Consider the following 25524-nt stretch of genomic DNA (forward strand, 5'->3'; position numbering starts at 1 on the left):
GCAGCTACTGTCACCGCCCAAGTGCGATCCAGAAAACCGGCCAATGTCGCTACTGTGGCACATGGATGCCGTCACCCCTCAGCTACATCAGCACGGCTAAGCTGAGGCAACGCCGTAAGGCTCCCCGCACCGAATACAGCCCCCAATTTGACGGATGCTTTGACCCTGACCCGCTCGACCGCTGCGATCTATAGCCCCGGCTCCGGTCCCAGCTCTCACACCCCACCCAAACCTGCAGCATCCGCAGCGCTCCCTGCCGTAGCCGTCAAGCCCACCACCTGTGTGTGTGGGAGGAGCGGCAGAAGCCGGTTGGGTTACGTTTCCACCTCTGCATAATCATGCACACCTGGAAAGCTAAGTTGTTGAAGTAAAATACTTATTGACGCTGAACGCCGTGCATGTTAGCTTCCGCCCATGCAATGACTTCATGAGGAGGAGCTTCGATGGGAGTGGACTTTTGTGATGGGTGCAGGAACAACGTGGAGAATCTACCGGAGCACATCCAGGATGCTATCAGCGAACTGCCATTCGACCAGTGGAACAACATGCAGATTGGTCTGTGTGACGGATGCTCCCTGGCTTCCGGGTCGTAGGTAGCTGGACCGGTAATCGAAAGCCGCGCTCGGTGATCGGGCGCGGCTTTCGTATTTCGTTGGGCTAGTAACGACCTCTTGCAGCCCTCGCAAACGCCTCTTCTGCCTCTTTCTTCAGCCTAGCTTTTTCCGTCTCTTCTGCGGCTATCTTCTGCAGCCTCTCTACCTTCTTGCGCCGGTATTGCTCCGACTCTCTGTAGTTCTCCTGTCTTGGCAGCTCGGCAACTTTAGTGTTCACATTCTTTGCTACCTGCAATGCGATGTTGTCCCAGACCTTATCCAGCAACGCTGTCTGGCTTGAAGCCCCGATAGTTGGGTCTTTCTCCTCCGAGACGAACTTCTCGCTCCATACGCTGCCGTCATAGTCAAATTCTATGTCCAGGCTACACCAGCCGTAATCAATGCCCGGCGTGATGTTGCTCATCCCGGCTGAATACTCGAATTTGGTCTCAGCGTTGAGGATGTTCATTTCCAGTAAATGTTTGGACGCGGGGTCAATGCCAACTGAAACGTCCAGGGCCTCCAGGATGCGGTTGGACAGAGCCACACCCGTAGGTATCCGAGTGTTGGAACCACCCCCTACAAACCCCGATGCGCCTTGAATGTCGATCCTGGTGGGGAAGGTTACCGGAACCCACTCTAGCGCAACAGGCGTTGTCTTCGGTGAAGCAAGCCTCTTTGCTTCACTGACTCTTGAGTAGTCCAGGCGGTTGTTGAAAGGCAGATTGATTGCACACCCAGTCATACTTACGACACATAGCAACATTGCAAGCCACTTCACCATTTACTGCTCCCTCCGAATAGTCATTAGAATGAACTCAGCAGGGAATCAATATGTCATAAAGATTTCTTAGAATCCAGAGAAACCTGCTCCACCTCCCGCATCACTTCCTTAACCGTCGCCTTCCCCTGCTTGATCTCCTCCACCTTCTCAGGTGCTTCCTTAGCGATATTGATGATGTCTTGGACCTTCCGCTCGCTGATCCCTATGGCATCGGCCACGATCTTGCGGGTGGTGGGGGCGCGATCAAGAGGTGTTTGCTCGTCACCAGCTTGTGTACGTTTGGTCACAAGCTGGCCCGTACCGTCGCGTTCGGCACTGGCCGCTCTCTCAATACCCGCCTCCCGCTGCCTCTCCTTCGCCTCTGCCTGCTTCAGCGGAATCATGTCGAACGCGACGGCGCTCTTCTGATCGTCGGTGAGGTGTCGACGGTGGAGGTTCAGGCCTATCACGAAGTCGACCAGGGAGCCTTCCCCGTCCCAGTTGCGGAAGGTGGGTTCTCTACCTACCTTGAGACAGGCTGTGTAGGGTACGTGGGGCGCAGTGTAGGCTGCAGGGGGAGGGGATACGGCAAAGCCGCGCTCGGTCATTCTGGCGCGGCTTTGCGTGTTTCAGTGGCTGGGCTTAGCAGGGTAGCTGCTACTCGCAGCAGGAAGGCGGTAGGGTAGCCGTATGCTTCTCCGGTAGGTGTAGGGATATAGGGTCGTTCCTAACGGAACTTCCCCGATTATACCCCGGATTTTAATGAATGTCAAGTAAATTCTAATGAAGCCCCCAAAATGCCCCCTGTCGGTTTTGCCCATACCTCCCGCCTGCCTTGGCGGGAGATCGTCCCTTGTAGAGCCTCCTGGTGCGTCTCAGATAGCAAAAGGGCCGGTGATTACCCCTGGCCCTCAATCCTACTTGCCTGCTTTGTGCTCCTTGGCGATCCGGTAGACGGAGGCAACCCCGATACCCAGCTCTGTAGCAACCGCCTCCTTTGTCTTACCCTGGCCCAAGAGTGCCATCACCTCCGCGCTCTTCGCTTTGGCGGTAGGCTTGCGCCCCAGGTACTTCCCGGCCTCCTTCGCCTTGGCGATCCCGTCGGCCTGCCGCTCCAACATCATCTCCCGCTCAAACGTAGCGATAGCGCCAAGCATGGTCAACATGAGCTTGCCGGTGGGGGTGCTGGTGTCCAGGTCGATGTTCAGCACCCGGAGTGCAACGCCCTTCTTGTTAAGCATCTCCACGATGGAGAGAAGGTGCGCGGTGCTCCTGGCGATCCTGTCGAGCTTGCAGGCAACCACTGTGTCACCCTCTCGCACGTAGTCCAGGAGGGCGGCAAGCTCAACACGTTCAGCATCGGCACCACTCGCCTTCTCAGCATACACCTTGTCTACTCCTAGTGCTTTGAGCTGGTCGAGTTGCACGTCTAACTTCTGGTCCGTCGAACTTACCCTGGCGTATCCGATCACCTGACCCTTCTTGTGCTTTTCCATCTTGCCCCTCCTCGTACTATCAATGACGTTTAAAATGTTTTGATAATATACGATCAAAATGCCAAGGTCAATCCTATTGATAGGTGGTTTTGATATTTTTTGAGCCTATCACGGGAGCACGCCCTATTGATGCTCCGCCCGGTTAATGTTTGGGCAGTTTATGACACCCCCGCTCCAAGGCACAGTGCCTAGACAGCTGTTTGCGTTACTTTTTCGGGTTTACATTTTTCAAATAAGGGAGTATGAATGGGCATCTACTTATGAATATCTAAAAAGGAGTCACCATGGAACAGTTCAATGTGGGTGAAACGGTGCAGCTTGTATCAGATGGTCCAGTAATGACAATATCCGTTGTCTTTGACAATAATACTGTTCGATGCCAGTGGTTTGCCGGGAAAAAACTAGAATCTGGTAACTTCCCGTGTGTCTCTCTCAGGAAAATTGTTCTCGACAAATAAGAACGTAAAGGGCACGGAGACAGGCTTATGACACCTAAAGATGTTGCAGAATGGATGCTTGCTGAGTTCAAGAAAAGTAACGAACTATATCAAGAAGATGCTGTTGATCAAATTGAGAGAAAGTTCGGACAAGACTTTGTTTGTGAAAACCAGAGTGGCAATACGGTAATTCACCCCAAGGTCTTAAAAGAGTTCAGGAAACTGACTGAAGGCCAAGTAATGTGGGAAGGTGGAGACCGTTACTGGCGACTGAGACAAAAAGGTGACCCAGCAGGGAGGAAAGCAGACTAGAAGGATACGACATCATCTCAGGACAAATGCTGGAAGGATGAAAGAAGGGCCGCTCCCTGATCTAGGAGCGGCCCTTCTGATTTCTATGGCTTCATCAGCAGCAGGTACACCTGCAAGCTGATACAGCTAAGGTTGAACACCCCGACCACATGCCGACTGCGACGGTAAAACCAGACCGCAGCGCAGGCGTGAATCAAGATCAACACCCCGAAGAACAGTAAGTGCATTTTACCCCCAGGCCTGCCCCTCCCCCCCGCCCCTAAAGTCCCTCTACAAGCGATCCTCAGAGGTGGGGGCGGGGGTCAAAATGAGATCGACTTCCAAAAAGCGCTACCCCCTGCGCTCACCCAAGAAAGGTGACATCAATCTTATATAAGTAGGCTGATCGGTAACCGGCGTCTCAAGACGCGCCGTGCTTCGTTCCCTTCCGAGCTTTGGTGCCGTCAGAGGGATACAGATACGCAAGCTCTTGCTGTAGGTCTTGCTTGATGGAGGCAAAGTCAAGCTCATAGACGATTTTTTCGATGCTCTCTTTGTACATCGGCATATCATCTAAGAGCTGGTGCAGGTATACCGTGTCCATCCCTACCTTTACATGACCCATCAAAGTCCTTCTGACTGAATCCTCAGCCCTTCCATGCAGCTTAATGTCGAATGTAGACCTGCACCCGTGGAATGTTTTGCTTCTAGGAATAGTCTTAATCCCAGTTTCATACAGGATTTTATTATACCTAGTTCTGTAATTTGAAATGTCAACTGGAAAAATCTTTTTTTCCTGCTTGTTGGCAAAATCCAAAAAGCCAAGTTCGATCAGCTTGCTATGAACAGGTACCATCCTGATGCTTGCAACGTTCTCTTTGGTGAGTTGTGTGAAGTCAAAATATTGGATACCTCTGACGGAATGTATTTCATTCTTGGTAAAAGAGGTTTGTTCTGTAGCTCTAAACCCAGTGTAAAGAAACATCAAAATGAGATAAGTTAGCTCAAGTTGGCTTTGACGATCACTCATCTTGCTTGGCTTGTTGTTTGTGACATAGCTGAAAAACTTGTTCAGCTCGTCAAAAGAGTATGGGATGTTGGCCGTTTTAATTTTTTCCCTGCCAAACTTCTTGGGGGCCACGATAGTGGGTGTCCTGTCGATATAGTTGAACTCCTTCAGGAAGGTGAAGAAGAACCCGAGGTACCGAAGCCTTGTAGCAGCAGAAGATTTGACTAGGCCTTTTTTACCGCCCTTTCCTTCCATCATGAAGAGCGTGAGTTGCTTGTAATCCAAGTCCAGCAGAGAGTTTATTGGGACATCCTTACCACCCAGCCACCGAGTTAGCTGCTTGAGAGCTTGCTTGTCGCTGTTGAGGGTGGAAGCATCCATTGGCCGGTAGTGTATAGTGTCGGCTGGCGCTTCACGGTGCGCATTGTACAGCCTTATCGCTTCGCTGAGTAGCAACTGCTCTTGGGGAGGCTGCGCAGGTGCGACAGGCTTAGGTTCCGCAGCAGGCTCCACCCTCTGCGCCGGGGCCAGTATCGCAGGTGGCACTTGTACACTCTGCACCCCCACGAACTCCCATTCATCTTGCTCAGTCAGCTTCCACCCCTCGTCAAGCCGTTCCTGGATCGCAACCAGATCAGGGTGGGGCGTGATTCCCGTCTCCTGCTCTATAACCCAGCCGGGGCCAAAACTGTGAGTAGTCGTTGCGTTGATGTGGGTTTGGCAGCCAGGGTGCAAACGGCGGAAAATGGCTACGGCCTCGGTTGTGATAGTTGGCGGGGTGTACATTCGTTTACCTCTGAGTTCACGGAACTGCTCCTGGATGTCTGCCAGCGCCGGGTACAGCAGTTTCCGTGCGTCGGCTAGGCAGCGGGTCCGCAGGCTTCGCTTAATCTCGCGTGTTCGGAAGTAGAGTTGTAAGTCGGGAGGGACTACCAGACGGAGGTAGTAGGTACGGTTGATTTTGGTCAGATAGGTCACGATCCGTATTCCTCACTTTGTACAAAGTTTTGTACCAAGCCAGGAATTGGAGCTGAATCACCGTTTCGACCCTCAATGATTCCGCGTGGTTAGGAAGGAAAAAATTCTATTCTAACGAGGAACTCTGTCTGTTTATACCCTGTCGGGAAAATTGTCAACCCGTTATCGTCGGGGATGGCGACAGTTACCGCCTTTCACCCAGAGGGGTCCGGTTGCAGCCCGTGTCCACTATCGCTGAGAACGGTGGCCTTAAAGCTCCCCCCTTCGCAAAGGGGGGACGGGGGGGATTTGCTTTTCATCTCTGGCTCTAATCGATTGAACACTCAGACCAAGGCAAATCCCCCCTTGCCCCCCTTCGCAAAGGGGGGGACGTGACGCCATGCTCACCGCTTCGAAACATTGCCTGAAGAACCTCCCGGGAGGGGGGCTGGAAGCGCTACAGGATCGCCACGAAAACCGTCGCCGCGGCGACGATCAGGACGCGGTGACCGGCAAGCGCACCGCCGGGGAGACCGTCCTGGCGCTGCAGCTTGCCGAGGATCTTGAGCGAGAAGAGCGCAGCTAACACGATGAGCGGGTAGATGAGCAGGCGCAGCGTGCCGAACTCGGGGGTGAGCCGCGCCGCGTCGAGCCGGCCGTCGAGGCCCAGGGCGTCGATCATGAGCGGCACGAGTGCAGCGCCCCCCTCGACCAGGGCGCGGAAGAAGATGAGGAAGAGCCCGGCCGCGGCAAGCGGCAGGTAGGCGAGCCCGCTCGTGGTGAAGACCTGGCGCCACCCGGTTCCGCGCACCGTCGCCGACGCGAGCATGGTGAGGAGGGTGAAGCCGGCTACGATGGCGAGGGCGACCAGGTAATCGGTGACGCTCCAGAGGGTGCGCGAGAAGATCTCGATGTGGCGGCCGGCGGCGAGCGGGGTCCCCTTCGCGGCGATGACCACGCCGACCAGGGTGGTGCTAAAGAAAGCCTCGCGCAGGCCGCGCCGGGCGCGGTTGAACCCGCCCCAGGTCGGGTTTCTCAGGTCGAGCTGCATGGAGTGGTGCGGACAGCTTCGCACGCAGTTCAGGCAGAGGACGCAATGGTCCGAGCTGTCGACCCCGGAAGGGTGCAGACCCATCGGGCAACCCTTTTCCTTGATGCAGTCGTCGACCCGGCAGCGGCTCAGGCAGACGTTGTGGTTACTGTGCATCTCAAGGGGGGAGATGCGCGAGACGAGGCTCACGATGCGCCCTAAGGGGCAGAGAAACTTGCACCAGCCGCGGCGCCCGATGACGAGGTCGGCGCTTACCGTGGCGCAGAGGATGCCAAAAAGGAGAAGTCCGGTCGCGCCGGCATAGGTGAACATCCCGGTCGCCTGCTCGGCCAGAAGTATCAGGACGAGCGCCACGAAGGAGAGGGTGGGGCCCCAGCGACGCAACCAGGGGGCCGGGTCGCGCACCACCCGGCTCGACACCCCGATATACTCGCCGATCGCCTCCATGGGGCAGAAGCTGCACCAGCCGCGGGCAAAGAGAAAGGCGGTGACGAGGAGCGCCGGCCACCCTATGGTCCAGGCGGCGAGGTTCGCCGCGTTGTTAAGAGGAGGCCCGAAGAGGGTGTAGAGCGTCACCGCCAGAAAGAGCGGCACGGTGACATAGCGCAAAAGGCGCGGGAAGCGCGGGTTGCGCGCGAGGCGCTCCACCGCCGGGAGGGTGAGGAGGTCGAAGTGCCCGTCGCCGAAGGGGTGCCCCTGCAGGGAGATGTGTTCGGGGTGGATCTCGTCGTCGTTGCACACCACCACGGCGCGCGAGACGACCTGGTACAGCTCGCTCGCGTTCAGGGGCCAGTCGTGGTCCACCAGGCGGTTCAGGGCGTCCTGGGAAAGGCGGCGCACGTTTTTGTGGTGCTTCGCGTTCAGGGACTTGAGAAGGCTCCTCGCTATGACCGGGATGTCCTTCTTGCGTTCCCTTAGCGGTGCCAACTCCACCGTTTCGCCCGAGAGCTTCTTGAAGAGGACCGCGTTGAACTTGCCGTTGTCGACCATGGGGGCGAGCGGCTTGCCGCTCGTCGCGATGATGCGCACCTCTCCGCTTCTAAGCTTCGTCTCGCCGCGGCGCGTGAAGTGGCCGGACTCCATGAACTCGACCAGTTCCTCCTGCACCGCGGGGGTGAGGCAGTCGATGTTTCTGAGGATCATGTCGCCGCCGGCGGCAAGCTCGATCATGCCGCGCCGCACCCGGCGCGCGTACATCGCCCCCTCCGGGGCGTGGCCGAAGAGCGCCGCCTCCTGAGCGAGACCGAGCAGGAGCGAGCTCTGTGCCGCCGATTCGCTCGCGGCGCACTCCTCCCCCAAAACCGGCGGCGGCGCGGCGCAGTCGAGGAAGAGGACGGGGCGGTTGTCGTCGCTGTGGAAGTGGATCAGGCGGGCGGCCAGGTCCTTCCAGGTGCCGGGCTCGCCTAAGATGAGGACGTGGCTCCTGGTACCGGCCAGGTGCTCGAGGCGTTTGTTGAGCAGGCGGACCCAGGGGGAGATGCCGGGGAACTCCCCGAATTCCGGAAGGAGCTGCCAGCCGATGATGTTGGTGATCACCTCGCGGTGCTCGCTCTCCTCGCGCTGGTGGCGGTGCGCCCAGCTCCCGAGCTGCGCCGCGAGGATGCGGCTCATGTTGGCGTAGAGAAGCGGCATGCACTCGAGGAGCTCCTCGAAGTCCTGCCGGGTGAGCCGTGCCGCCTGCACCTCGGTGATGGCGCGCACGTCGGCGGAGCGCTTCTCGTCGGTCAGGATGGCGCGTTCGCCGATCACGTTGCCGATCCCCAGTTCGGTGAGGTTCAGGATCTGCCCGGAGCGGTCCAAAAGCTCCACCCGGATGCGCCCCGAGAGGATCACGTAGAGCTCCATCGCCGGCTCGTTCCTCGAGAGGATGATCTCGTCGGCGGCGAACTGGCGCAGCTCGAGGCGCCCGGCCACTTGGTGCAGTTCTTTCTGCTCCAGTCCGTTGAAAAGGCGTATCCCCGATATCGTGTCACAACTGATCTGCGCCATCGCTCTCCCGGCTTCGGCCGTTGGTTCTCCCGAAGGAGCGGCCGAAGAGGGTTACGATGGTAGCGTAAAAGACGTCTGGGTGTCTAAAACGTATACCGTCCGCAGCGTTGCGGGGGTGTATACGTGCGTCATTCCCGCTGTGCAGCTTTTGTCGCCGCGCGCATGGTCTCGTAATCGGCTCCGTCGACCAGGCGCGCCCCCGCGGCGTAGCTGGGGCTGACTACGCTTCTCGCCGGGTCGTAGGCGTCAGTCCAGACCCCCGTGAAATCCATGAGGGTGTGGATGAAACCGTTCACCTGGCAGGGGCGCCGCGCCGCGTGCGGGAGCTCCTGGACCAGTTCCGGCCGCGCGGCGGCGTACTCGGGGGACATCCAAACGATGAACGGGATCTCGAACCTGTTGCTGGTGCTCCCGCCGCCGCGCCCGATGAAGTCGTCCCTGTCCCCTACCTCTTCGCCGTGATCCGACAGGTAGAGCATGAGCCTCGCGCCGTTTCCCTGTTTCAGGATGTTGATGATGCTGTGGACCACGTAGTCGTTGTAGAGCACCGCGTTGTCGTACCAATCTATGTAGTCGTAGGTTTCCCCTTTGCGCTTGTGCCGCGTCACCCACCGGTCGGCGGCGCTATGGGTGAAACGTTGGAAGCGCTCGGGATAGCGCATGCGCGCATTGAGGTGCGCTCCCATTAGGTGCAGCACGATGAACTTCTTTTTTCCCCCGTCGTTGACCACCTTGGCGAACGGTTTGAGCAGTGTCTCGTCGTAGCTCGTTCTCGCGTCGACTATGGCGCTCGTGTCGGTGAGGAAACGGACGTCGGCGCTCTCGCTGAAATATTTGTTCCAGATCTCGCCGCTCCCCTCGATGCGCTGGTTGGAAAGCCAGTAGCTCCTGAATCCTCCCGCCTTCACCACGTCTAGCATGTGCGGTTCGAAAACCCTGCCCGGCTCCCGTGTGTTCGCCGGGGTCAGGAGCTTTTGCAGGCAGAGGCTTGTCAGCATGTCGGCAGACACCATGTTGTCGAAGAGGGTCAGCTCGCCCACCAGGGATCCCAGCAGCGGGTTCGTGTCGCGCCTGTAGCCGTAAAGCCCCATGTGAGCTCGGCTGGTCGATTCGCCGATGACGAGGACATAAGTCTCCGGGACCCCTTGCGGCGCGCGGGCGGTTCGCGTCACCCGCACCGGCTGCGTTTCTCCGGCGCTCGCCCGGAGTTTCCTCGCCCTCATCTCGTCGAGCCGGTAGGCCCACGCCGCGTTGGCGTAGACCAGAGCGAAGTTGTCGCTCCCCGCTCCGGCGCTGCGGTCTCCCCATACGAGACAGGAAAGCGGGGCGAGAAAAAAGGCGGCAAGCACCGTGGCGGCGCGCCTGCCATGGAAGGCGCGCCGCTGGGAGAACAGGAAGACGCATGTTACCGCCTGCAGCCCCAAAAGCAGCGCGAGCCAGGCGAAGACACGCACGCTGCCGTAGAGCGAGAGGTATTCGCTCGCCTCGGCCGGGTTGGAGCTGAGCGCCACGTAGACGCTCGCCGGGCCGATGCCGTGGCCGTAGATGATGAGGTGTGCCACCCCCACCCATGCCAGGAGGGCGACCATGATTGATTGCGCCGCGACCAGAGTGCGTCCCCACTTCCCCGGGGCAAGCGCCAGGACGAGTAATGCGGGGCTTAGGTAGGGAAGGGTGGCTACGACGCCGTTGACGAGGAGCTGCATCCCCTGTCCGGCCAGGTCGAAGTGGTGGTTATGCAGGCTGTAGATGAGATTTGGGCAGAAGAAGAGGAGATAGACGACCGTCAGATCGCGCAATGCAGGGCGCAGGGCATGCAAACGGGATACGGGTGGGCAAACTGCTGGGGCACGGCCGGTCACTGCCGCACCCTTATTATGTTCCTGATTGCTGCTCATACTCTCTCCCGTGCGTGGCGACTCACTGTAGCAGAAGAGGGCTACTCTTAAAAGCAGTAATGGATGCCCATGAGTGGAGTGCCTGAGGCTCTGCCATGGCTCTTTTCTGTCAAAGGAATCGTTGGCCGCATCGTTGTCTGTCATAACTGTCGTGCTAGACTTTACAAGTCACGAAATTACCAGGCAGCTCATGGCATGAAAGCTGGTTACCGGCTCAGACCACTTCCATGAGGAGGGGGATATGTCCGGCTCAGGGAAGATACGGGTGTGGCTGTTATTGACCATCGTTGTCGCCATCGGCGGCTTCCTCTTTTTGCGCATGGGGGAGGCGAACCTCGACCACCTGACCAGCGCCAGCGGCATCCTCACCATGCAGGAGTGCATCGCCTGTCACTCTGAAGGGTCGACGCATCCGGTTGCCATATGTCTTGACGACCACTGTCTCTACACCAACGACCATTCGCTCATGCACCGCTACCCCCCGCTTGGGAAAGAGATGGAGTACGCGTCGGCGGCCGAGGTTCTTGCCGCGGGATGCATTCTCGAGGACGGCAAGATCACCTGCCTCTCCTGCCATGATCTCACGCAACCCGCGCCACACCTGATACGGGCGGGCGACCAGCTCTGCGGCATCTGCCACCGGCTCCTGCGCTGAGGGCCCGCGTCGTTTGACTTTAAAAGTTGGAGATGATAAGAGAAATTGCCTCGCAACTTCCGCTGGACCTCCCGGGACCCTGACCGATGCGCCCTCGTCTCCTCGCCTACATCAGCACCATCCGCCTCAGACGCGTTCTCCTGGTCGGGAGCGCAGTGGCGCTGGCCGGACTCCTCCTTCTGGCGCTGCTCGTGGTGTCCCTGCCGACCCTTATCTCCACCTCGCCGGTGCAATCCCTGCTGAGACTCGGTATCTCCAAGGCCCTCAAACGTCCCATATCCTGGGATGATCTCACCGCTTCCTGGTCCCGCGGCATCGCGATCTCCGGCCTTAACCTGGGCGAAGGGCCGCCCCCGCTGCTGCATGCCGCACTCAAAGAGCTGAAGATCGTTCCCGGCCTTTCCCGCGAGGAGAGCTCCGGGCGCTGGCGCGTGAGCCTCGAGGTGAAGCTCGCGAAGCTCGATGCGGACCTCGCCCCTGGGCCGCAAAAGCCCCAGGAGAAGCTGGCGGACCCGCTCACGCGGATCGCGGAAGGGGTGCAGAAGTTCCACACCATGGAGTGGCCGCTTCCGGTCGAGGTGCGGGCGATGGTCGACGCGGCCCCGATGACGCTGCGTTACGCCGACCCGCCTTCCAAGCGCGAGCTCCTCATGAATAACTTCGCCTTCGGGCTCGCGGTCCCCTCGCTTTCCACGTTGCCGGCCACGGCGTCGCTCACCGGAGAGGTGGCTGTCGACGGCGGCAAAGCCCAGCCGGTTCGCCTCAAGGCGCGCGTCGCCGATCTCGTTACCGCGGCACATCGCATCAAGCCGTCCGCGGCGCTCTTCGCGGTGCAGGCTGGCCTTCCCGGTGCAGATTTCGACGTGAAAGGGGGCGTGTCCCGCCCGGAGGGGCTGAAGGCTAGGCTGCACCTTTCCCTTGCCGAGGTGATGAAACTTGCGACGCCTTTGGCGAAGAAGCCTCTGCCGGAGCTTGGAGGCGCCCTCCTGGTGGCCCTCGATGGGGAGACCGACCAGGCGGGGGACCTGCGCCTGGCACTTGCGCTCGACGGCGAGCGCCTGTCCGTAAGCCGGCTCCCGGGGAAAAGGGGGAAGGTGGCGCCTCTCGACCTTCGTTTGCGCCAGAAACTGAAGAGTGATTACAAGCGCCAGCAGGTGACCTTCAGCGAGGGGAGCCTCGCGAGCCCAGGATTGCTCACCGCATCCTGGAACGCAGTCGTCGACCGTCCTACCGAAAAGTCCCGCGCCGTCTCCGCCGAGCTTTCCGGAGTGCGCCTGGAACTTTCCCGCGCCGCCGCCCTCGCCGCTCCATTCCTCGGGAAGGGACTGCCGATCAAGGACCTGACCGGGAGTGCGACCCTTGCAAGGCTCACCGCCCGCCTCAAGGGGCCGGAGAACGACGGCGAGGTGGCGGTGTCCGGGCTGGCTCTGGCCCTGCCGCGCCTTTCCCTAAAGCTTCCCGCCGGTGCGGTGCAGGGGGAAGGAATCGCGCTTTCCCTCGACCGGGCCGTCCTGCCGCTTAAAAAGATGGCGCCGGTGCGGGCCGCCGCTGAACTATCCCTTTCGGCCGCAAACCTCGAGGTGGCGGGGAAGAAGCCTCTGCGCGCGCAAGGGATGCGGGGGCGGGTGGCGCTGAACCTCTCCGGCATCGACCTGAAGGGAAAGCGCGCCGTCGCGGACGTTACCCAAAGCCTGGGCATCGAACGCCTGGCCGTGGGGGAGGAACTGGCGTTCGAGAGGCTGCGCGAGGAGGTCTCGCTCAAGGGGCGCGTGCTTTCTGGCGGCGCCGTGGACGCGGCGCTTCCGCTTTTAAATCTCGAGGCTGCGTCGCTGCGGGCGCGCCAGGGGGAGCGCGTCGTCACGCTGCGCCCCTTTGCCGCGCGTCTCGCCGCGGAAGGGGTGCATCTGCCGGCCAAGGGGAAGGGGAGCCCGACGGTGGCGCAGGCGCACTTCACCCTGGCCGCGTCGGACGCGCTTACCCTCACCGCCCAAGGAGCGCTCACCGGAGAGGGGAGGCAACTCGCTGCGACCAAGGGGGAGGCGCACATCGACCTGCGCCGCCTCATGCCGGTTGCCGCCCCCTTCCTCCCCGCCGGCTTCGACGCGGCCGGGCTCGCCTCCGCCGCGTGGGACCTGGCCCTGCCGCTGCCGCTCGCGCAGGCTTCCGCGGAGACGAACCCGCTGCGCAAGGCGAAGGGGGGCGTCGCCCTGCTGGAGCGCGGCGAGCTGACCGTGAAGCTGAACGATATGGACCTGAAGCTTCCCGCCGCGCAGGGAGGGTATCGGATCAAGGGGTTAAGTACGGCGCCGCAACTGCGCTTTTCCGTGCCCCGCGCCGATCTTCCCCTCGCCATCGATGGCGGGGTGCGCTTCGCGGCACTCGAGGGGCTTACCGGCACGGCGGCTACGCTCCCTTTGCAATCCGGCGCACTCAAGCTGCAGGGTGAACTCTCCGGTTGGAAGGAGCTTCGCCTGACCGAGGAACTGACCGTGGCGTCGCTCGGCCTTTCCCAGGTGGCCGAACTCACCGTTGGGCGCCTCGACGCGCTCATGGATGAGCGCGAGCTGAAGCTCGACACGGCAACCATGTTGAAGCGTCTCGACGCCACCATGTTCGCCCACCTGGAGGGGAACTTCCCCCCAGAGGCGAAGCAGGTCATCGCGGGATGGCGCCTCGCCGGCAACGTCGCCGTAGGCGCGCGTGTCGATCTGACCGCGGCCAGGGAATTGAAGGTGCGCGGCTACGGCAAGTGCCGCGACTTGGGCGTTGCCGACGGCAAGGGGGTGGGGGCGGACGGCATGCGCGCCGACCTCGTGCTCGACCGGACCTATGCGCTGGCGCAAGGAAAGGGGGAGACGTGGGAGCCCCTCTCCACAGCACTCGTGCGTCCCGCTCCGGTTGCCCCGTTCACCGTGGCGAACTCCGATCTCGCGAACCGGATCTACCAGGACCTGCGCGGCGAAAGCAGCGGTCCACGTAAGATCGGTGTCCGCAGCGCCTCCTTCAGGTCCGGCGCCCTGCCGCTTGCCGTGAGAGCCCTCGAGGCCGACCTCCTCCTGGAGCCCGAATCGCTTGGTCTCTCCTTCTTCCAGGCGGAGTTCGCCGGGGGGACGGTGCGTGCCCGGGGCATGATCGACCTCACTGGGGCGACCCCCGTTCTTTCAACCTACTGCAACTTCTCGCGCCTCGATCCGGTGCTTCTCTTCCCTGCTGCCGGGTCCCTTCGTCCCGGAGGCGAGGGAGAGCTGACCGGCGAGTTGAGCCTTTCCGCGCCGCTTGCCACCGAGAAGAGGGCGCTTTTGGAAGGGATGCGTATGAACTTGAACCTGCGCCACTTCAGTTCGCGGGTCCTGGACCGTGCCCTTTTCGCCGTCGATCCGTACCAGAGAAACGAGAAGATCGTAGCGCAGCGAAAGGCGCTCAAGATGGCCGATCTGAAGGGGGTCCGGGTGAGCGCCGTGGACGGTGCGCTCGACTGCGAAGGGGAGCTTGCCGTGAAGGGGGTGGACGTCGCCATCCCGAGGATCGACCGTCTGCGTCTTTCCGAGCTGCCGATAGACAACGAGCTGAAAAGCCTGATCCAGGCGATAAGGAGCTCCCAACTGCTCCTCGACCTGGTCCGCTCCGACACCCTTGTCGTCGACGAAAAGGGGAAGCTGTCCCTGAAAAGGAGAAAACATGTGGAATGAAACACGTTCTACGTTCTGCGTTCTACGTTCTACGTTGAAAACTTCGCTGCTGGCCGGCCACCTGCCTTCGCGGCGCTTCTCGTTGTCAATTGTCCATCGTCAATTGTCCATTGCCCTCGCCCTTCTTCTTGCATCCGGCTGCACCCTCGCCAAGGTCGACGTGAACGTGGTGAGCGAGCGGACCTCCCTGGAGAACCAGGTGCTCGGCACCTACAACGCCCTCTCTGAGGACGTGCTGCTAGTCGCCTCGGTGCGCGGGGTCTCGCCGACCGGGAAGGTGGAAACGCCGCCGAAACATTCCCCGGAACAGCAGGAGGCGGCGCAGGCGCTGGAAACCATCGCCTTCCACGCCGATGACGTGGACACTTTGAAACGGCTCGGCTGGGTCGGGGAGAACCTGGATGGGACGTTGACCTCCTTCGCACGCGATCTGCCGGAAAAGGCCCCCGCCGACCTGAAGGCCTTTGCGGCGCGCTACAGCGAGGGTGAGTTCGGCCAGGTGGTCGGCGAGGTAAACCGCTCCCGCGAGGTTCTTATGAACCGGGTGGTGCGCACCAACGAGAACTTCACCGCGGGCGACCTCCCGGCGATCCGCAAGGTCTTCGCCCGGATCAACCGTCAGAACAGCGCACCGGGGACCAGGGTGCAGCAGGACGACGGGGCGTGGGGCGCCCGATGAAGGCGTCGGCAAGAAAAACAGCCCTCTTCCTGGCTCTCGCCTCGCTCCTTGCCGCGGGCGTCGCGGAAGCGGTGCCGCTCGGGGAGGAACTGTTGGCCCCCGCGGCACCACGCCCGGCTCCGCGTTCGCGCCCGGAGATGGTGCCTGCCGCCGCGCTCTACACGCCGCAGTCGGTGCTCTACGCGGCGCGCTCCCTGGACGGCAAATGGATGGCGACGGTGGAAAAGGGGGATGCGGGGTACGAACTCTGGCTGCACCCGACCGGCGCCACGGATAGGCTGCCGCGCCTCTTGCGCAAGAGCCCGGTGCGCATAGCCGCCCCCGCCTTCGACGCCGGCGCGACCCGGCTCGCCTTCACCGATGAGCGCGACGACCTGAAGGGGGACATCTGGCTTCTGGATCTCGTCAGGCCGGACGCGGAACCGGTGCGCCTGACCGGCAACGATGCCGGCGAGGACGCCCCCTCCTTCGCGAGGGACGGGAACGTTCTCTTCTATCAGCGTGAGCTCCCCGGTTCCGGGCGCCGCGAAATCGTCCGCTTCGACCTCACCTCCGGCAGGGGGGAGACCATCCCCATAGGCATCGACGCCGCCTTCGCGGTCCCCTCGCCGGACGGCGGGCGCCTAGCCTTCGTCTCGCGGGAAAAGGACCCCGGCGGCGACCTCTGGCTCTGGGACCTCCGCGCCAGGCGCCTGAGCTCGCTCACCGCGGGGGGGGAGCGCGACCTCTATCCCGCCTGGCAGGACGACGACACCATACTCTTCACCCGCTTCGCCCCTCCCGCTGGGGACTCCGCCACCGGGCCGGAAGGGGGCGCCGTCTTCCGGCTGCAACTGAAACGTGCAGGCGAGGGGGGCCTCCCCGCCGCCTTCCCCCTCACCTCGGGCCTTCTCTCCACCGTTGCACCGGTTCCCGCCTCCGACTCGGTGCTCTTCGTCGCCGGCGGAGCGGCCGGGGGACAGGTGGTATCGCTTCCCCTTTCCGGTGAAATCCCGGACCGTCCCGACCTCGCCTCCCAGTGGGAACTCGCGCGCCTGATCCTCGAGCGCCAGCCCGCCGATCCGGCGACGGCAAGGCTCGCCCTCCTGCGCGTCCTGGCGCGGGAGGAAGCCGCGAGCCGCGAGGGGGCGCTTGCCTCGCTGGCACTTGCCGGGCTCATGGAAGAGGCGAAGGATTACCCCGGCGCTTTGGAGCGCTACCAGGAGGCGGCTAAGCGCTACGCCGCGTTCCCGGCCGAGGCCGCTCGCGCGCAGGTGGCGGGGGTGCGGCTGCGGGCCGCCCTGCGCTGCGAAGAGGTCGTCGTGGCCGGGAGGCGCCGCGAGGTGATCGCCGAGGCGCAGCGGGATATGGTCGCTGCGGCCGGGAACAAGGGGCGCGACGCTGCGGCGCGGGCGCTCATCGATTCCGCGCGCCTGCAGGCCGAGTACGGCTCCGGCGCGGGGGACCAGTTGGCCGCCATAGCACTCCTCGAAAAGGCCGCCGCCGACCCCGCCGTGGACGAGGCGCTCCGGGGGGAAGCTGCCTACCGCCGCGCCCGTCTCCTCTCGTCAATCGAGGGGGGCGAGGGTTCTGTTAGCGCGCTGGTCGAAGTGGCCAAGCATTACGACCGGCAGGAGCGCTGGGCCGAGGCGGCCATTGCCGGCATCCTGGACCAGCTGACCGCGGGTTCGACCGAGCCGCGTGAGCGTCTGGCGGCCTTGGCCGAGCAGTACCGCACCACCCTGCCGCGCCTCGCCATGGGCGCCTGGAACCGAAGCGGCGATCTTGCCTACCGCGGCGGCGACTGGGTGCGCGCGAAGGACGCCTACCGCACCGTGCTGGAGCAGTTCCCGCCGCTTGCGACGCCGACGGCGGCGGCCCGTTTCGCGCTCGCCGAGATCCTGTACCGCGAGGAACGCTTCGGCGAGGCGACCGCCCTGTACGAGAAGGAAATGGCGCTGCACCCCGAGGACGCGCCGCTCTACCAGTTGGCCCGTGCCGCCTACATCAGAAAGAGCCTCGCCGCTGGGGAGAGCCTATACCGCCTGGGCGAGATCGCCGCGGCCCGCGCCGCCTTCCTCGACCTGATCCGCTACGATGGGCGCAGCCTCGAGGCACACCGCGGTTACGTGAAGTCGGTCGCCGCCCAGGGGCAGGCCCCGGAGCTCCTGGCGCTCTACCGAGAGATGCTGAAGAAGTACCCGGACGACCCGGTGCTCCTCTACGCTGCCGGGCTCTGCCTCACCTACCTCCCCGGCAAGGATGCGCTCAAAGAGGGAGACCGTCTCATCGCGCGCTCCGCCGAGCGCCTTCCCGGCTCCGAGTACCCCTTCCAGACCCGCGGCTACATCGCAGAGGTGCTCGAGACGGTGCACGGCGAGGCGGGCGGGCTCGAGCGCGCCCTGAACCTCTACCGCAGGGCGAAGCTTTTGAACCGTCCCGAGGTGAACCCGGAGAACGCGGCGAACCTCTCATTGAACATCGGCAACGTCGCCTTCTTGCTCGGCAGGAACGCAACCGCGTGGAGCTTCTACCGCCAGCGTCTCGCCTCCAAGGTCCCCTTCGACAACCCGGAGACCGAGCTTCTCTTCCACGAGCGCTACGCCGCGGCCGCGTTTCAGGTGGGGGAGAAGGACGCTGCCATCGAAGGGTACGGCCGTGCGCTTTCCCTCGCCCAGTCCCGGCTCGATCCGGCGCGGGCGCTCGAGCAGTTCGGCCGCCTGACGCGCCGGGCGAACGAGCGTCTCTTTGCCGGGGAAAAGCTCTCTCCTGAGCGGGAGCGTTTGCTTGCCCGGCAGCGCGAGATTAACGCGGAGCTGGAACTGCTCGGCGCGGAGCGCGTGGAGCCTCCGCCGTCCCCCGCGTGGGGCCGCTTCGAGGAGGCGGTGAAAAAGCTTCTTTCCCGTGAAAAGGAGCTGGTCACCGCAGCCGGCGCCGGTACCCCGCAGGGGGAGAAGTACGTGCTGGAACTGACCGCCATGGCGGCCGCCGTGGAGCGCGAGCTCGCCGCCGTGCCGCGCCTGGTAGAGACGCAGGCGAAACTGAGCGACCGGCTCGGGCTTTCGCTCTTTGACGCGGAGCGCTTCAAGGAGGCGGCGGAGCGTTTCGATGTCGCCTACCGCCTGAACCGCGACCTCGGCATGACGGAGAACCTGGCCGCGAACCGCCGTTCGGCGAGCATCGCCCTCTATCGCCAGGCCGAGAGCGCTTCGGGCGGCGACATGCGGAAGCTTCTCGAACTTGCCAGGGACGGTTTCAACGAGGTGCTGACGCTACTGGACCGCTACCCCTCTGCGAAGAAAGCGGCGCCGAAGCGAGGCGGCGGGCTGATCAAGGTGGGCGCCGACGTCGCCCTCAATAAGGGTGACGCCACCGAGGCCGCCTTCGGTTTCTCTACCGAGCAGGAGCGGCGTCTCGCGCAGAGCTATCTCGCCCGCATCGCCTCCGAGCTTGGCGATAACCAAGCTGCGGCGCGGCTCTTCAAGGAGCTTCTCGGCCGCTACCCCGTTCGGGTCGACCAGCTCACCGAGGGGGACCTCTTTGGCGTCGGGCTCCTGAGCCACCGTGCCGCCCAGCTCGACTACGCGCGCGGCGACCGCGCCGGGGCCGCGGAAGGTTTCCGGAAAGGGACCGAGATCGCGCTTCGAAGCAGCAACGCTGTCGGCGCCATGTTGAACCTGGTGAACTGGGGGATGCTCATCCCGGCCGACGCCGCGCCGGAGACGGTGGCTGAGTTCCTGGCGGCGCAGGCCCGCGTCTCCGCCCTTGCCGATTCCTACCGCGGCGCCCTTCCCGCCGACGCTTTGGCGCGTTACGGCAACGACATCGGCGCAATCCTGGCCCGTCTCGCCTCCGGCCGTCCCGACGACGGCAGCCGTCAGGCCCTTGTCTACCGTGCCATCGGGATGTGGGACCGCGTGCTGCGGCTGCTCCTCCCCCGGCAGGCGGGAGGGGGCCGGGGGGTGGGTGACGTTGCTGTGGGCAAGAACTCGGCGAGTGGCGCCTTACCCCACCCCCAACCCCCTCCCGCAAGGGGAGGGGACTTGCGTCTCCCGGCGAGCCTGAACCGTGCGGCGGCGCTCTCCTCGCTCGGCCTCCCGGACGCGGCCGCAAGCGCCTACCGCGATGCTCTCGCCGAGGCGCGCACCGCCGGTAACGGTGCCATGGCCTGGCGTGCGCTCGCTGGCCTAGGCGACTTCGACGAGGCACTGAAACTCCTCGACCGACTCCCCCCCACGCAATACGACCTGCATCTAGGCGAGCTCACCGAGCGCTTCGCCCCCCGCATCGAGGCGCTAACCGCGAAGGACCCGGAACAGGGCTTCGCCCTCGTTGAGCGCCTCTCCGAGCTGGAGCGGGTCCAGATTCTCGGGAAAAGCCTCCTCGGCATGGACGACCCCGCCGTGCTCGCCCTCCTGCAAAAGGCCGCACCGCACCTCTTAGAGCTGGACCGGGTTCGCGCCGAGCTTGCTGGCCCGGCGCCGGCGGACCCCGCGTACCTTAAGCTGCGCGCCGAGCAGGAACAGGCGGTTCTCGACGCCATGCTCGGCAAGGAGTTGGGGCTACTTCCCCCTTACTACGCCGCGGCTGGTCCCGCCGCCCTGCGTCTCGCCGCCTCGGCGGCAGCCCTTCCGGGGGGCGAGAAGGAAGAGGGCTTCCGGGCCCGACTTGCCTCCTTCCGCAAGGGATGCGTCTCCGGTAAGGCGCCGCGTCTTTGCCGGGCGCTCACACCGCAGCCCGCCGAGGCGATCGACCTCCTGGAACGGCTCCCGGGCCGGAGCGTGCTCCGCCTGGTGGCGCTTCCCGGCGACCGCTTCCTCCTCTTCACCTTGGGGGGCAAGGAGGGTGTCCGCGCCGAAACCGTGACGCGCGCTGCAGCCGCCTCGCGCCTGAACGATCCTGCGCTCGTCGCCATCTACGAGGAGCCCGGCGCCTTCGCCGACGCTCGCGTCCTCACCTGGGGGGTGAGTGCGAGCCAGCTCTTGCAGAGCGTCGAAGGGCGCAGACCGCTCAGGACGCAGGTCCTCGACCCGGCCGGCGTATGGCCGTCGCTTCCCCCCTTCGCAAAGCTCCCCCCCGACGGGTTGCCGGAGCGGCTGCCCGACGCCCACACCCTGACCCTCCCCGGCGCCGCCGGGCTCCTCCCGACGGTACCCGCCCGTCCCGGCGGGGGAGGGGGGCTCGATGCCCTCTTCGAGGACGGCACCGGGGCGCGTCGCGATCTTCTCTCGCTGACACGGAGCGAGTCGGTCTCGCTGATAGTCGCTCCGCGCGGGGGGAAGGACGAGGCCTATTACCTGGGACAGCTCGCTTCGCTCACCGGTGTGCCGAGCCTGCTTCTTTCCGAAGGGAGCGCCGCCGATCTCTCCTCCTTCGTGAAAAGCTACGCGGACGCCTCCCTCGCCACGGCGCGGCGTGAGCTCCCTCCAGGCTGGCTCCTGATCGGCGACTGGGGTGGCAACGCCGCCGAGAGCGCGCAGCTCGCCAAGAAGCAGTTTGGCGACGTGGTGAAACGCGCGGTGACGGCGCACAACGAGGGGCGCTACGCGCAGGCCCTGGCGCTATTCGACAATGCGCTCGTCGTGGCGGACGCGACGCCGGAGCTTGCCAAACAGCGCGCTCCCCTGCACCGCCATGCACGTGAGAGCGCCTTCGGCGCCGGGCTCACCGAGCGCGCCGTCCTCCACGCGGACCTCCTCGTGAAACGCCTGGCGAAGGAAAAGCCGTACTCGGCCGAGCACGCCGATGCGCTCTTCAGGCTGGGGCTTCTGCAGGGACGCCTGGAGCGCTTCTCCGAGGCGGCCGCCTCACTCAAGGAGGGGGTCTCCATCTTCGCCGACCTGGGGCTTGCGAAGGAGCAGGCCGCAGCGCTTTCCGACTTCGGCGCGGTGATGGAGAACGCGGTGGACTACCCGGCGGCCCGTTCCCTCTTCGAGGAGGCGGCGGGGCTGAACGCACAGTTGAAGGACGAGCTGAACCTGGCCGACCAGTACCGGAATCTCGGACGTATCCTCGACCTGCGCCTGAACCAGTTCGCCGCCGCTGAGCGCTACTACGCTAAAGCACAGGAACTCTACGCGAAAAACGGCAACCGGGCGCTGGAGGCCGAGACCATCCTGGAGCGGGGGCGCTGCCGGCGCCTGCTCGGGAACTTCGCGGACGCGGGCCTCCTCTACCACGAGGCGCTCGCAAAGGTGGGTGACGCCGCGCTCAAGACCCGGATGAGGATCGTCTTGGAGCAAGGGAACAACGCCTGGTTCCAGGGGCGCTACCAGGACGCCTTCGATATGCGCGAACAGGTGGAGCGGGCCGCGCAGAAGGAAAACTGGCCCCTGGAAGAGGTGATGGCGAAAAACACCGGCGGCCTCATCTGGTGGACCCTTGGGGACTCGAGACGCGCCCTTGTGGAACTCAAACAGGCGCTGGAACTTTCTGGCAAGCTGGAGGCGCGCCGGGACGAGAGGGCGACCACGCTGAACAACATAGGGCTCGTGCGGCGCGAGTCGGGAGATTACCCGGGGGCGCTTCAAAGCCTCGGCGAGGCGCTAGCCATCGACCGCGCCCTCGGCTCGCGCTGGGCTATCGCCTACGACCTGAGAAACCTGGGGCAAACCCGCCTCAAGATGGGAGACCCCGCCGGGGCGCTGAAGCTCCTCGACGAGGCGGCGACGCTTGCCGACGGCACCGGCGACCGGGTGAACCAAGCGAAGATCCACCTCTCCCTCGGGGACGCCCGGTCCAAAAGCGGCATGAAAGGCGAGGCGCAGGGGAGCTACAAGAAGGCGCTCGAGCTAGCCGACCTCATGCTGCTGCGCGAGGTGCGCTGGCGCGCCCTTCTGGGGCTTGCCCGTCTGAAAGAGGGTGCCGGGGACCGGGAAGGTGCCGTCTCCTCCTATCGCGACGCGCTCGCTACCATCGAGGAGCTCCGTGCCGAGATCAAACTGGACCAGCTGAAAGACGGCTTCCTCGCCGACAAGATGGACGTCTACCAGGGGCTGGTAGGTCTTTTGGTGGAACTTGGGCGTGACGACGAGGCCTTCGCCGTCGCCGAGCGCTCCCGCGCCAGAAACCTGATCGACATCCTGGGGCGGCAGCGCCTCTCGCTTGCCGGCGGCGCCGACCGCGATCTTTACGAGCGTCAGAACCGGCTGCGCGAGCAGATCGTCGAGCAGGAGCAGTTGGCGCAGCAGGCGGCGAACCCGGCGGAGCGCGCCATGTACCAGGCGGCACTCGAGCGGCTGCGCGGCTCCTACCAAGACCTTCTGATCGACATAGAGCGACGCCGCCCTGAACTGTTGTCGCTCATCAAGGTGGCGCCGGTCACCGTGCCGGAGGTCCGCTCGCTCTTGGAGCCGGGGGTGACCCTGCTCTCCTACTACCAGCTCCCGGACCGGCTCCTGTGCTGGCGTCTGGAGCGCGAGGCTAGCCGCCTCTTCGTGCTCCCGGTCCCGGCCGCCGAGCTTTCCGGGAAGATCGCCACCTACCGGCGCATGCTGCAGAACCTGGAGCCCTTGGAGGAGAACTCCCGGGAACTCTACCGGCTGCTCCTCTCCGCCCCCCTTTCCGGCGTGGCGCAGGGGAACACGGTCGGGATCGTGCCGCACGGCAGCCTCCACTACCTCTCCTTCGCGACCCTCTACGACGGGCGTGATTACCTGGTGGACCGGCATAATCTCTTCCATCTCCCGGCCGCCTCGGTGTACCGCAACACCCTGGCCCGGCGCCAGGCGGCGAAGAACCTGCGCATCCTAGCCATCGGCAACCCCGACCTCGGCAACGCCTCGCTCGACCTCCCGTTTGCCGAGAAGGAGGCGGGGACGCTGCGCTGGAACTACGCGGACGTGACCATGCTGACCCGCGAGCGCGCCACCGAGAGTTGGGTGCGTGAGAATATCTCACGGTTCGGTATCATTCACCTCGCCTCGCACGGCGAGTTCGACCCGGTGAACCCGCTCTTCTCCTCGATCAGGCTCGCCAAGGACGCCGGAAACGACGGCAGGCTGCAGGCCGAGGAGGTGTTCGGGCTCGACATCAAGGCGGACCTCGTGGTCCTCTCCGCCTGCCAGACCGGCCTGGGCGACGTGAAGAGCGGCGACGATGTGATCGGCATGAACCGCGCCTTCATCTTCGCCGGGACCCACGCCCTGGTCTCGAGCCTGTGGCGCGTTTCCGACGTCTCGAGCGCCATCCTGATGAAGCAGTTCTACCGGGACTACGCCGGCACCGACAAGGCGCAGGCGCTCGGTCTCGCCATGCAGCACGTGAGAAAGCGCTACCCGCACCCCGGCTACTGGGGGGCGTTCGTACTAACTGGTGATTACAAGTAACGAAGCGCCGGAGCCATTCCGGCCATAACGGAGGTGACCATGAAGAAAACGGTTTTCGCCGCCCTCTTGATGCTGGCGGCGGCCACGGCGTTCGGCGCCGAGAAGCGCTGGGTGGTAAGCGAAGGGACCACGTTGAAGAGCGAGCAGTCGATAAGCGCTGCGAACCTGGCGGACCTGCCGGTGGGGGCTGAGCTCACCCTGGTCGAGGACGGGGGACGTTGGCTCAAGGTGCAGACTGCCGACGGCAAGGAAGGGTGGGTCTACGCGGGGCGTGTCGCCGACGCGGCACCGGTCGCCGAGGTGGGTGGCGGCGACGGCCTTTTAGGTGGCACCATGCAGCAAAGCCAGATCAACACGGCGAAGGCGGACAGCGCCCGCAGCATCCGCGGCCTTTCCCCGGAGACTGCCGCGTACGCGAAACAGCACGGCACGCCTGAAGCGCTCAAGAAGGAGCTGGACCGGATCCTCGCCCGCAAGGTTTCCGACAAAGAAGTGAAGACCTTCCTCAAGGAAGGAAAAATAGGCGAGTACGCCCGCTAAAGGAGGATGCCCATGAAAAGACTGATCGTTTCCCTTGCGGCTTTCTCCTGCCTCGCCGCGCTACCGGCACACGCCGGATGGCAGGACAAGCTGAACAACCTGATGAACCCGGAGTCCAAGGAGGGGAAAATCCTCTCCGGTGCGACCCAGGTGCTCTCCTCATCGCAGGAGATGACCTACCAGACCGAGTGCACCGTTGGTGAGAGCCTGGCACTTGACAGCATGCAGCGCTTCGGCAAGCCGGTGAACAACGAGGCGTTGCAAAAATACGTGAACCTGGTCGGTAACGCCGTGGCGCGCAACAGCCGCCGCTCCACCATCCCGTACCGCTTCGTGGTGCTGGACAGCCCGGTGCAAAACGCCTTCGCCGCCCCCGGCGGCATCGTCTTCATCAGCCGAGGCCTTTTGAACCTCCTGGACAACGAGGCGGAGCTTGCGGCGGTGCTCGCCCACGAGGTGGGGCACGTGGCCGAGAAGCACGCCCTGAAAAGCATCCGGCGTGCCCAGTTCCTACAAGGTGCGGCGAGCATCACCGCCGCCACCATGAAGGGGAGCAAGGGGCAGCAGTTCGAATCGATGATCGGCGACATGCAATCGACCCTTTTCGACAAGGGGCTCGACCAGGGGATGGAGTTCGAGGCGGACCAGGCCGCCCTGGAGACCACCTACCGGACCGGCTACGACCCTTCAGCCATGACGACCGTACTGGAAAAGCTCAAGCGCCAGGAGGCGACCGCGACGAAGAACGGTTCCTGGTTCTCGACCCATCCGCCGCTGGACGAGCGCCTGGTGCGGGTGGCCGCCGGGCTTAAGAAGTACCCGGACCGGGCGTCGCTTGCCAAGCTGCCGACGCGTTTCGCGAAGTTCGCCAAGGGGGGGAAGGCTTCCAAAACGACAAAGTGACGGTCGACTGTCAAAGTTTATGAGAACATGCTTTGATACCGGCAACACCAAAGAGAAGGGCAGGCCTTGGCCTGCCCTTTTTTCGTTCAGCGGCGCTATTTTATGCAATTTGCTGTATTTGGTGCGGGGAGTGCTAAAATTAATTGCACTTTGTTAGCTACTCGTCATATTATTCACCGGTACTTTGCCGGGCTTTGACATGGATAAGGCCGTGCAGACACATTGCGGCCGCGTCCTGTGAAAGAATGGGGGACCCTCCCTGCAGCCG

General features: G+C 63.5%; 14 protein-coding genes. 8 read left to right on the forward strand and 6 right to left on the reverse strand.

All coding sequences use genetic code 11. The features are described from left to right. Positions 1 to 657: 657 nt before the first annotated feature. The 3 genes from E8K79_RS16450 to E8K79_RS16460 form a co-directional block, all read right to left on the reverse strand. A complete protein-coding gene (locus E8K79_RS16450) occupies positions 658 to 1377 on the reverse strand; it encodes a hypothetical protein (RefSeq protein WP_198419837.1) in 720 nt (239 codons plus the stop codon). Positions 1378 to 1430: 53 nt separating this feature from the next. Then, positions 1431 to 1964, reverse strand: a complete 534-nt coding sequence (locus tag E8K79_RS16455; RefSeq protein WP_136515686.1) for a hypothetical protein — start codon at positions 1962 to 1964, stop codon at positions 1431 to 1433. A 309-nt stretch (positions 1965 to 2273) separates the two neighbouring features. Then, the gene (locus E8K79_RS16460) at positions 2274 to 2852 is read right to left on the reverse strand and encodes a recombinase family protein (protein ID WP_136515687.1); all 579 of its coding nucleotides are present in this window, start codon (positions 2850 to 2852) and stop codon (positions 2274 to 2276) included. A 284-nt stretch (positions 2853 to 3136) separates the two neighbouring features. Here E8K79_RS16460 and E8K79_RS16465 point away from each other — a divergent pair, with 284 nt between their 5' ends. Beyond that, the gene (locus E8K79_RS16465) at positions 3137 to 3310 is read left to right on the forward strand and encodes a YodC family protein (protein ID WP_136515688.1); all 174 of its coding nucleotides are present in this window, start codon (positions 3137 to 3139) and stop codon (positions 3308 to 3310) included. Positions 3311 to 3337: 27 nt separating this feature from the next. Further along, a complete protein-coding gene (locus E8K79_RS16470) occupies positions 3338 to 3601 on the forward strand; it encodes a DUF6953 family protein (RefSeq protein ID WP_136515689.1) in 264 nt (87 codons plus the stop codon). Positions 3602 to 4001: 400 nt separating this feature from the next. Here the strand turns inward: E8K79_RS16470 and E8K79_RS16475 are convergent, their stop codons facing one another. The 3 genes from E8K79_RS16475 to E8K79_RS16485 all read right to left on the reverse strand — a co-directional run bounded on the left by E8K79_RS16475 (position 4002) and on the right by E8K79_RS16485 (position 10484). Further along, the gene (locus E8K79_RS16475) at positions 4002 to 5567 is read right to left on the reverse strand and encodes a DUF6538 domain-containing protein (RefSeq protein WP_136515690.1); all 1566 of its coding nucleotides are present in this window, start codon (positions 5565 to 5567) and stop codon (positions 4002 to 4004) included. A 436-nt stretch (positions 5568 to 6003) separates the two neighbouring features. Continuing rightward, positions 6004 to 8586, reverse strand: coding sequence for a sigma 54-interacting transcriptional regulator (locus tag E8K79_RS16480; RefSeq protein ID WP_136515691.1), 2583 nt, complete (start codon positions 8584 to 8586; stop codon positions 6004 to 6006). Positions 8587 to 8714: 128 nt separating this feature from the next. Next, a complete protein-coding gene (locus E8K79_RS16485) occupies positions 8715 to 10484 on the reverse strand; it encodes a sulfatase-like hydrolase/transferase (RefSeq protein WP_162604695.1) in 1770 nt (589 codons plus the stop codon). Positions 10485 to 10725: 241 nt separating this feature from the next. Between E8K79_RS16485 and E8K79_RS16490 the strand changes: the two genes are divergently transcribed. From E8K79_RS16490 to E8K79_RS16515, 6 genes are all read left to right on the forward strand, one after another. Beyond that, positions 10726 to 11139 carry a hypothetical protein gene (locus E8K79_RS16490; protein ID WP_136515693.1) on the forward strand — a complete coding sequence of 138 codons (414 nt, stop codon included), beginning with the start codon at positions 10726 to 10728 and terminating at the stop codon, positions 11137 to 11139. 86 nt (positions 11140 to 11225) lie between these two features. After that, complete coding sequence (locus tag E8K79_RS16495; protein ID WP_136515694.1) at positions 11226 to 14828, forward strand: hypothetical protein; 3603 nt, start codon at positions 11226 to 11228, stop codon at positions 14826 to 14828. An 82-nt stretch (positions 14829 to 14910) separates the two neighbouring features. After that, positions 14911 to 15507 carry a DUF1318 domain-containing protein gene (locus tag E8K79_RS16500; RefSeq protein ID WP_246043855.1) on the forward strand — a complete coding sequence of 199 codons (597 nt, stop codon included), beginning with the start codon at positions 14911 to 14913 and terminating at the stop codon, positions 15505 to 15507. After that, on the forward strand, positions 15504 to 23813 hold the full coding sequence (locus E8K79_RS16505) for a CHAT domain-containing protein (protein WP_136515696.1): 8310 nt from the start codon (positions 15504 to 15506) through the stop codon (positions 23811 to 23813). Before E8K79_RS16500 ends, E8K79_RS16505 begins: the two co-directional genes overlap by 4 nt. A gap of 39 nt (positions 23814 to 23852) precedes the next feature. Then, positions 23853 to 24353, forward strand: a complete 501-nt coding sequence (locus tag E8K79_RS16510; protein ID WP_136515697.1) for an SH3 domain-containing protein — start codon at positions 23853 to 23855, stop codon at positions 24351 to 24353. 12 nt (positions 24354 to 24365) lie between these two features. Further along, positions 24366 to 25256, forward strand: a complete 891-nt coding sequence (locus tag E8K79_RS16515; RefSeq protein WP_136515698.1) for a M48 family metalloprotease — start codon at positions 24366 to 24368, stop codon at positions 25254 to 25256. Positions 25257 to 25524: the final 268 nt, after the last annotated feature.

It is taken from the genome of Geomonas edaphica (genome assembly GCF_004917075.1).
Lineage (GTDB): Bacteria > Desulfobacterota > Desulfuromonadia > Geobacterales > Geobacteraceae > Geomonas > Geomonas edaphica.

Excerpts from the sequence above, each read along its gene's own strand:
- E8K79_RS16450 (WP_198419837.1), bottom strand. The coding sequence starts at position 1,377 with ATGGTGAAGTGGCTTGCAATGTTGCTATGTGTCGTAAGTATGACTGGG.
- E8K79_RS16455 (WP_136515686.1), bottom strand. The coding sequence starts at position 1,964 with ATGACCGAGCGCGGCTTTGCCGTATCCCCTCCCCCTGCAGCCTACACT.
- E8K79_RS16460 (WP_136515687.1), bottom strand. The coding sequence starts at position 2,852 with ATGGAAAAGCACAAGAAGGGTCAGGTGATCGGATACGCCAGGGTAAGT.
- E8K79_RS16465 (WP_136515688.1), top strand. The coding sequence starts at position 3,137 with ATGGAACAGTTCAATGTGGGTGAAACGGTGCAGCTTGTATCAGATGGT.
- E8K79_RS16470 (WP_136515689.1), top strand. The coding sequence starts at position 3,338 with ATGACACCTAAAGATGTTGCAGAATGGATGCTTGCTGAGTTCAAGAAA.
- E8K79_RS16480 (WP_136515691.1), bottom strand. The coding sequence starts at position 8,586 with ATGGCGCAGATCAGTTGTGACACGATATCGGGGATACGCCTTTTCAAC.
- E8K79_RS16485 (WP_162604695.1), bottom strand. The coding sequence starts at position 10,484 with ATGAGCAGCAATCAGGAACATAATAAGGGTGCGGCAGTGACCGGCCGT.
- E8K79_RS16490 (WP_136515693.1), top strand. The coding sequence starts at position 10,726 with ATGTCCGGCTCAGGGAAGATACGGGTGTGGCTGTTATTGACCATCGTT.
- E8K79_RS16495 (WP_136515694.1), top strand. The coding sequence starts at position 11,226 with ATGCGCCCTCGTCTCCTCGCCTACATCAGCACCATCCGCCTCAGACGC.
- E8K79_RS16505 (WP_136515696.1), top strand. The coding sequence starts at position 15,504 with ATGAAGGCGTCGGCAAGAAAAACAGCCCTCTTCCTGGCTCTCGCCTCG.
- E8K79_RS16510 (WP_136515697.1), top strand. The coding sequence starts at position 23,853 with ATGAAGAAAACGGTTTTCGCCGCCCTCTTGATGCTGGCGGCGGCCACG.
- E8K79_RS16515 (WP_136515698.1), top strand. The coding sequence starts at position 24,366 with ATGAAAAGACTGATCGTTTCCCTTGCGGCTTTCTCCTGCCTCGCCGCG.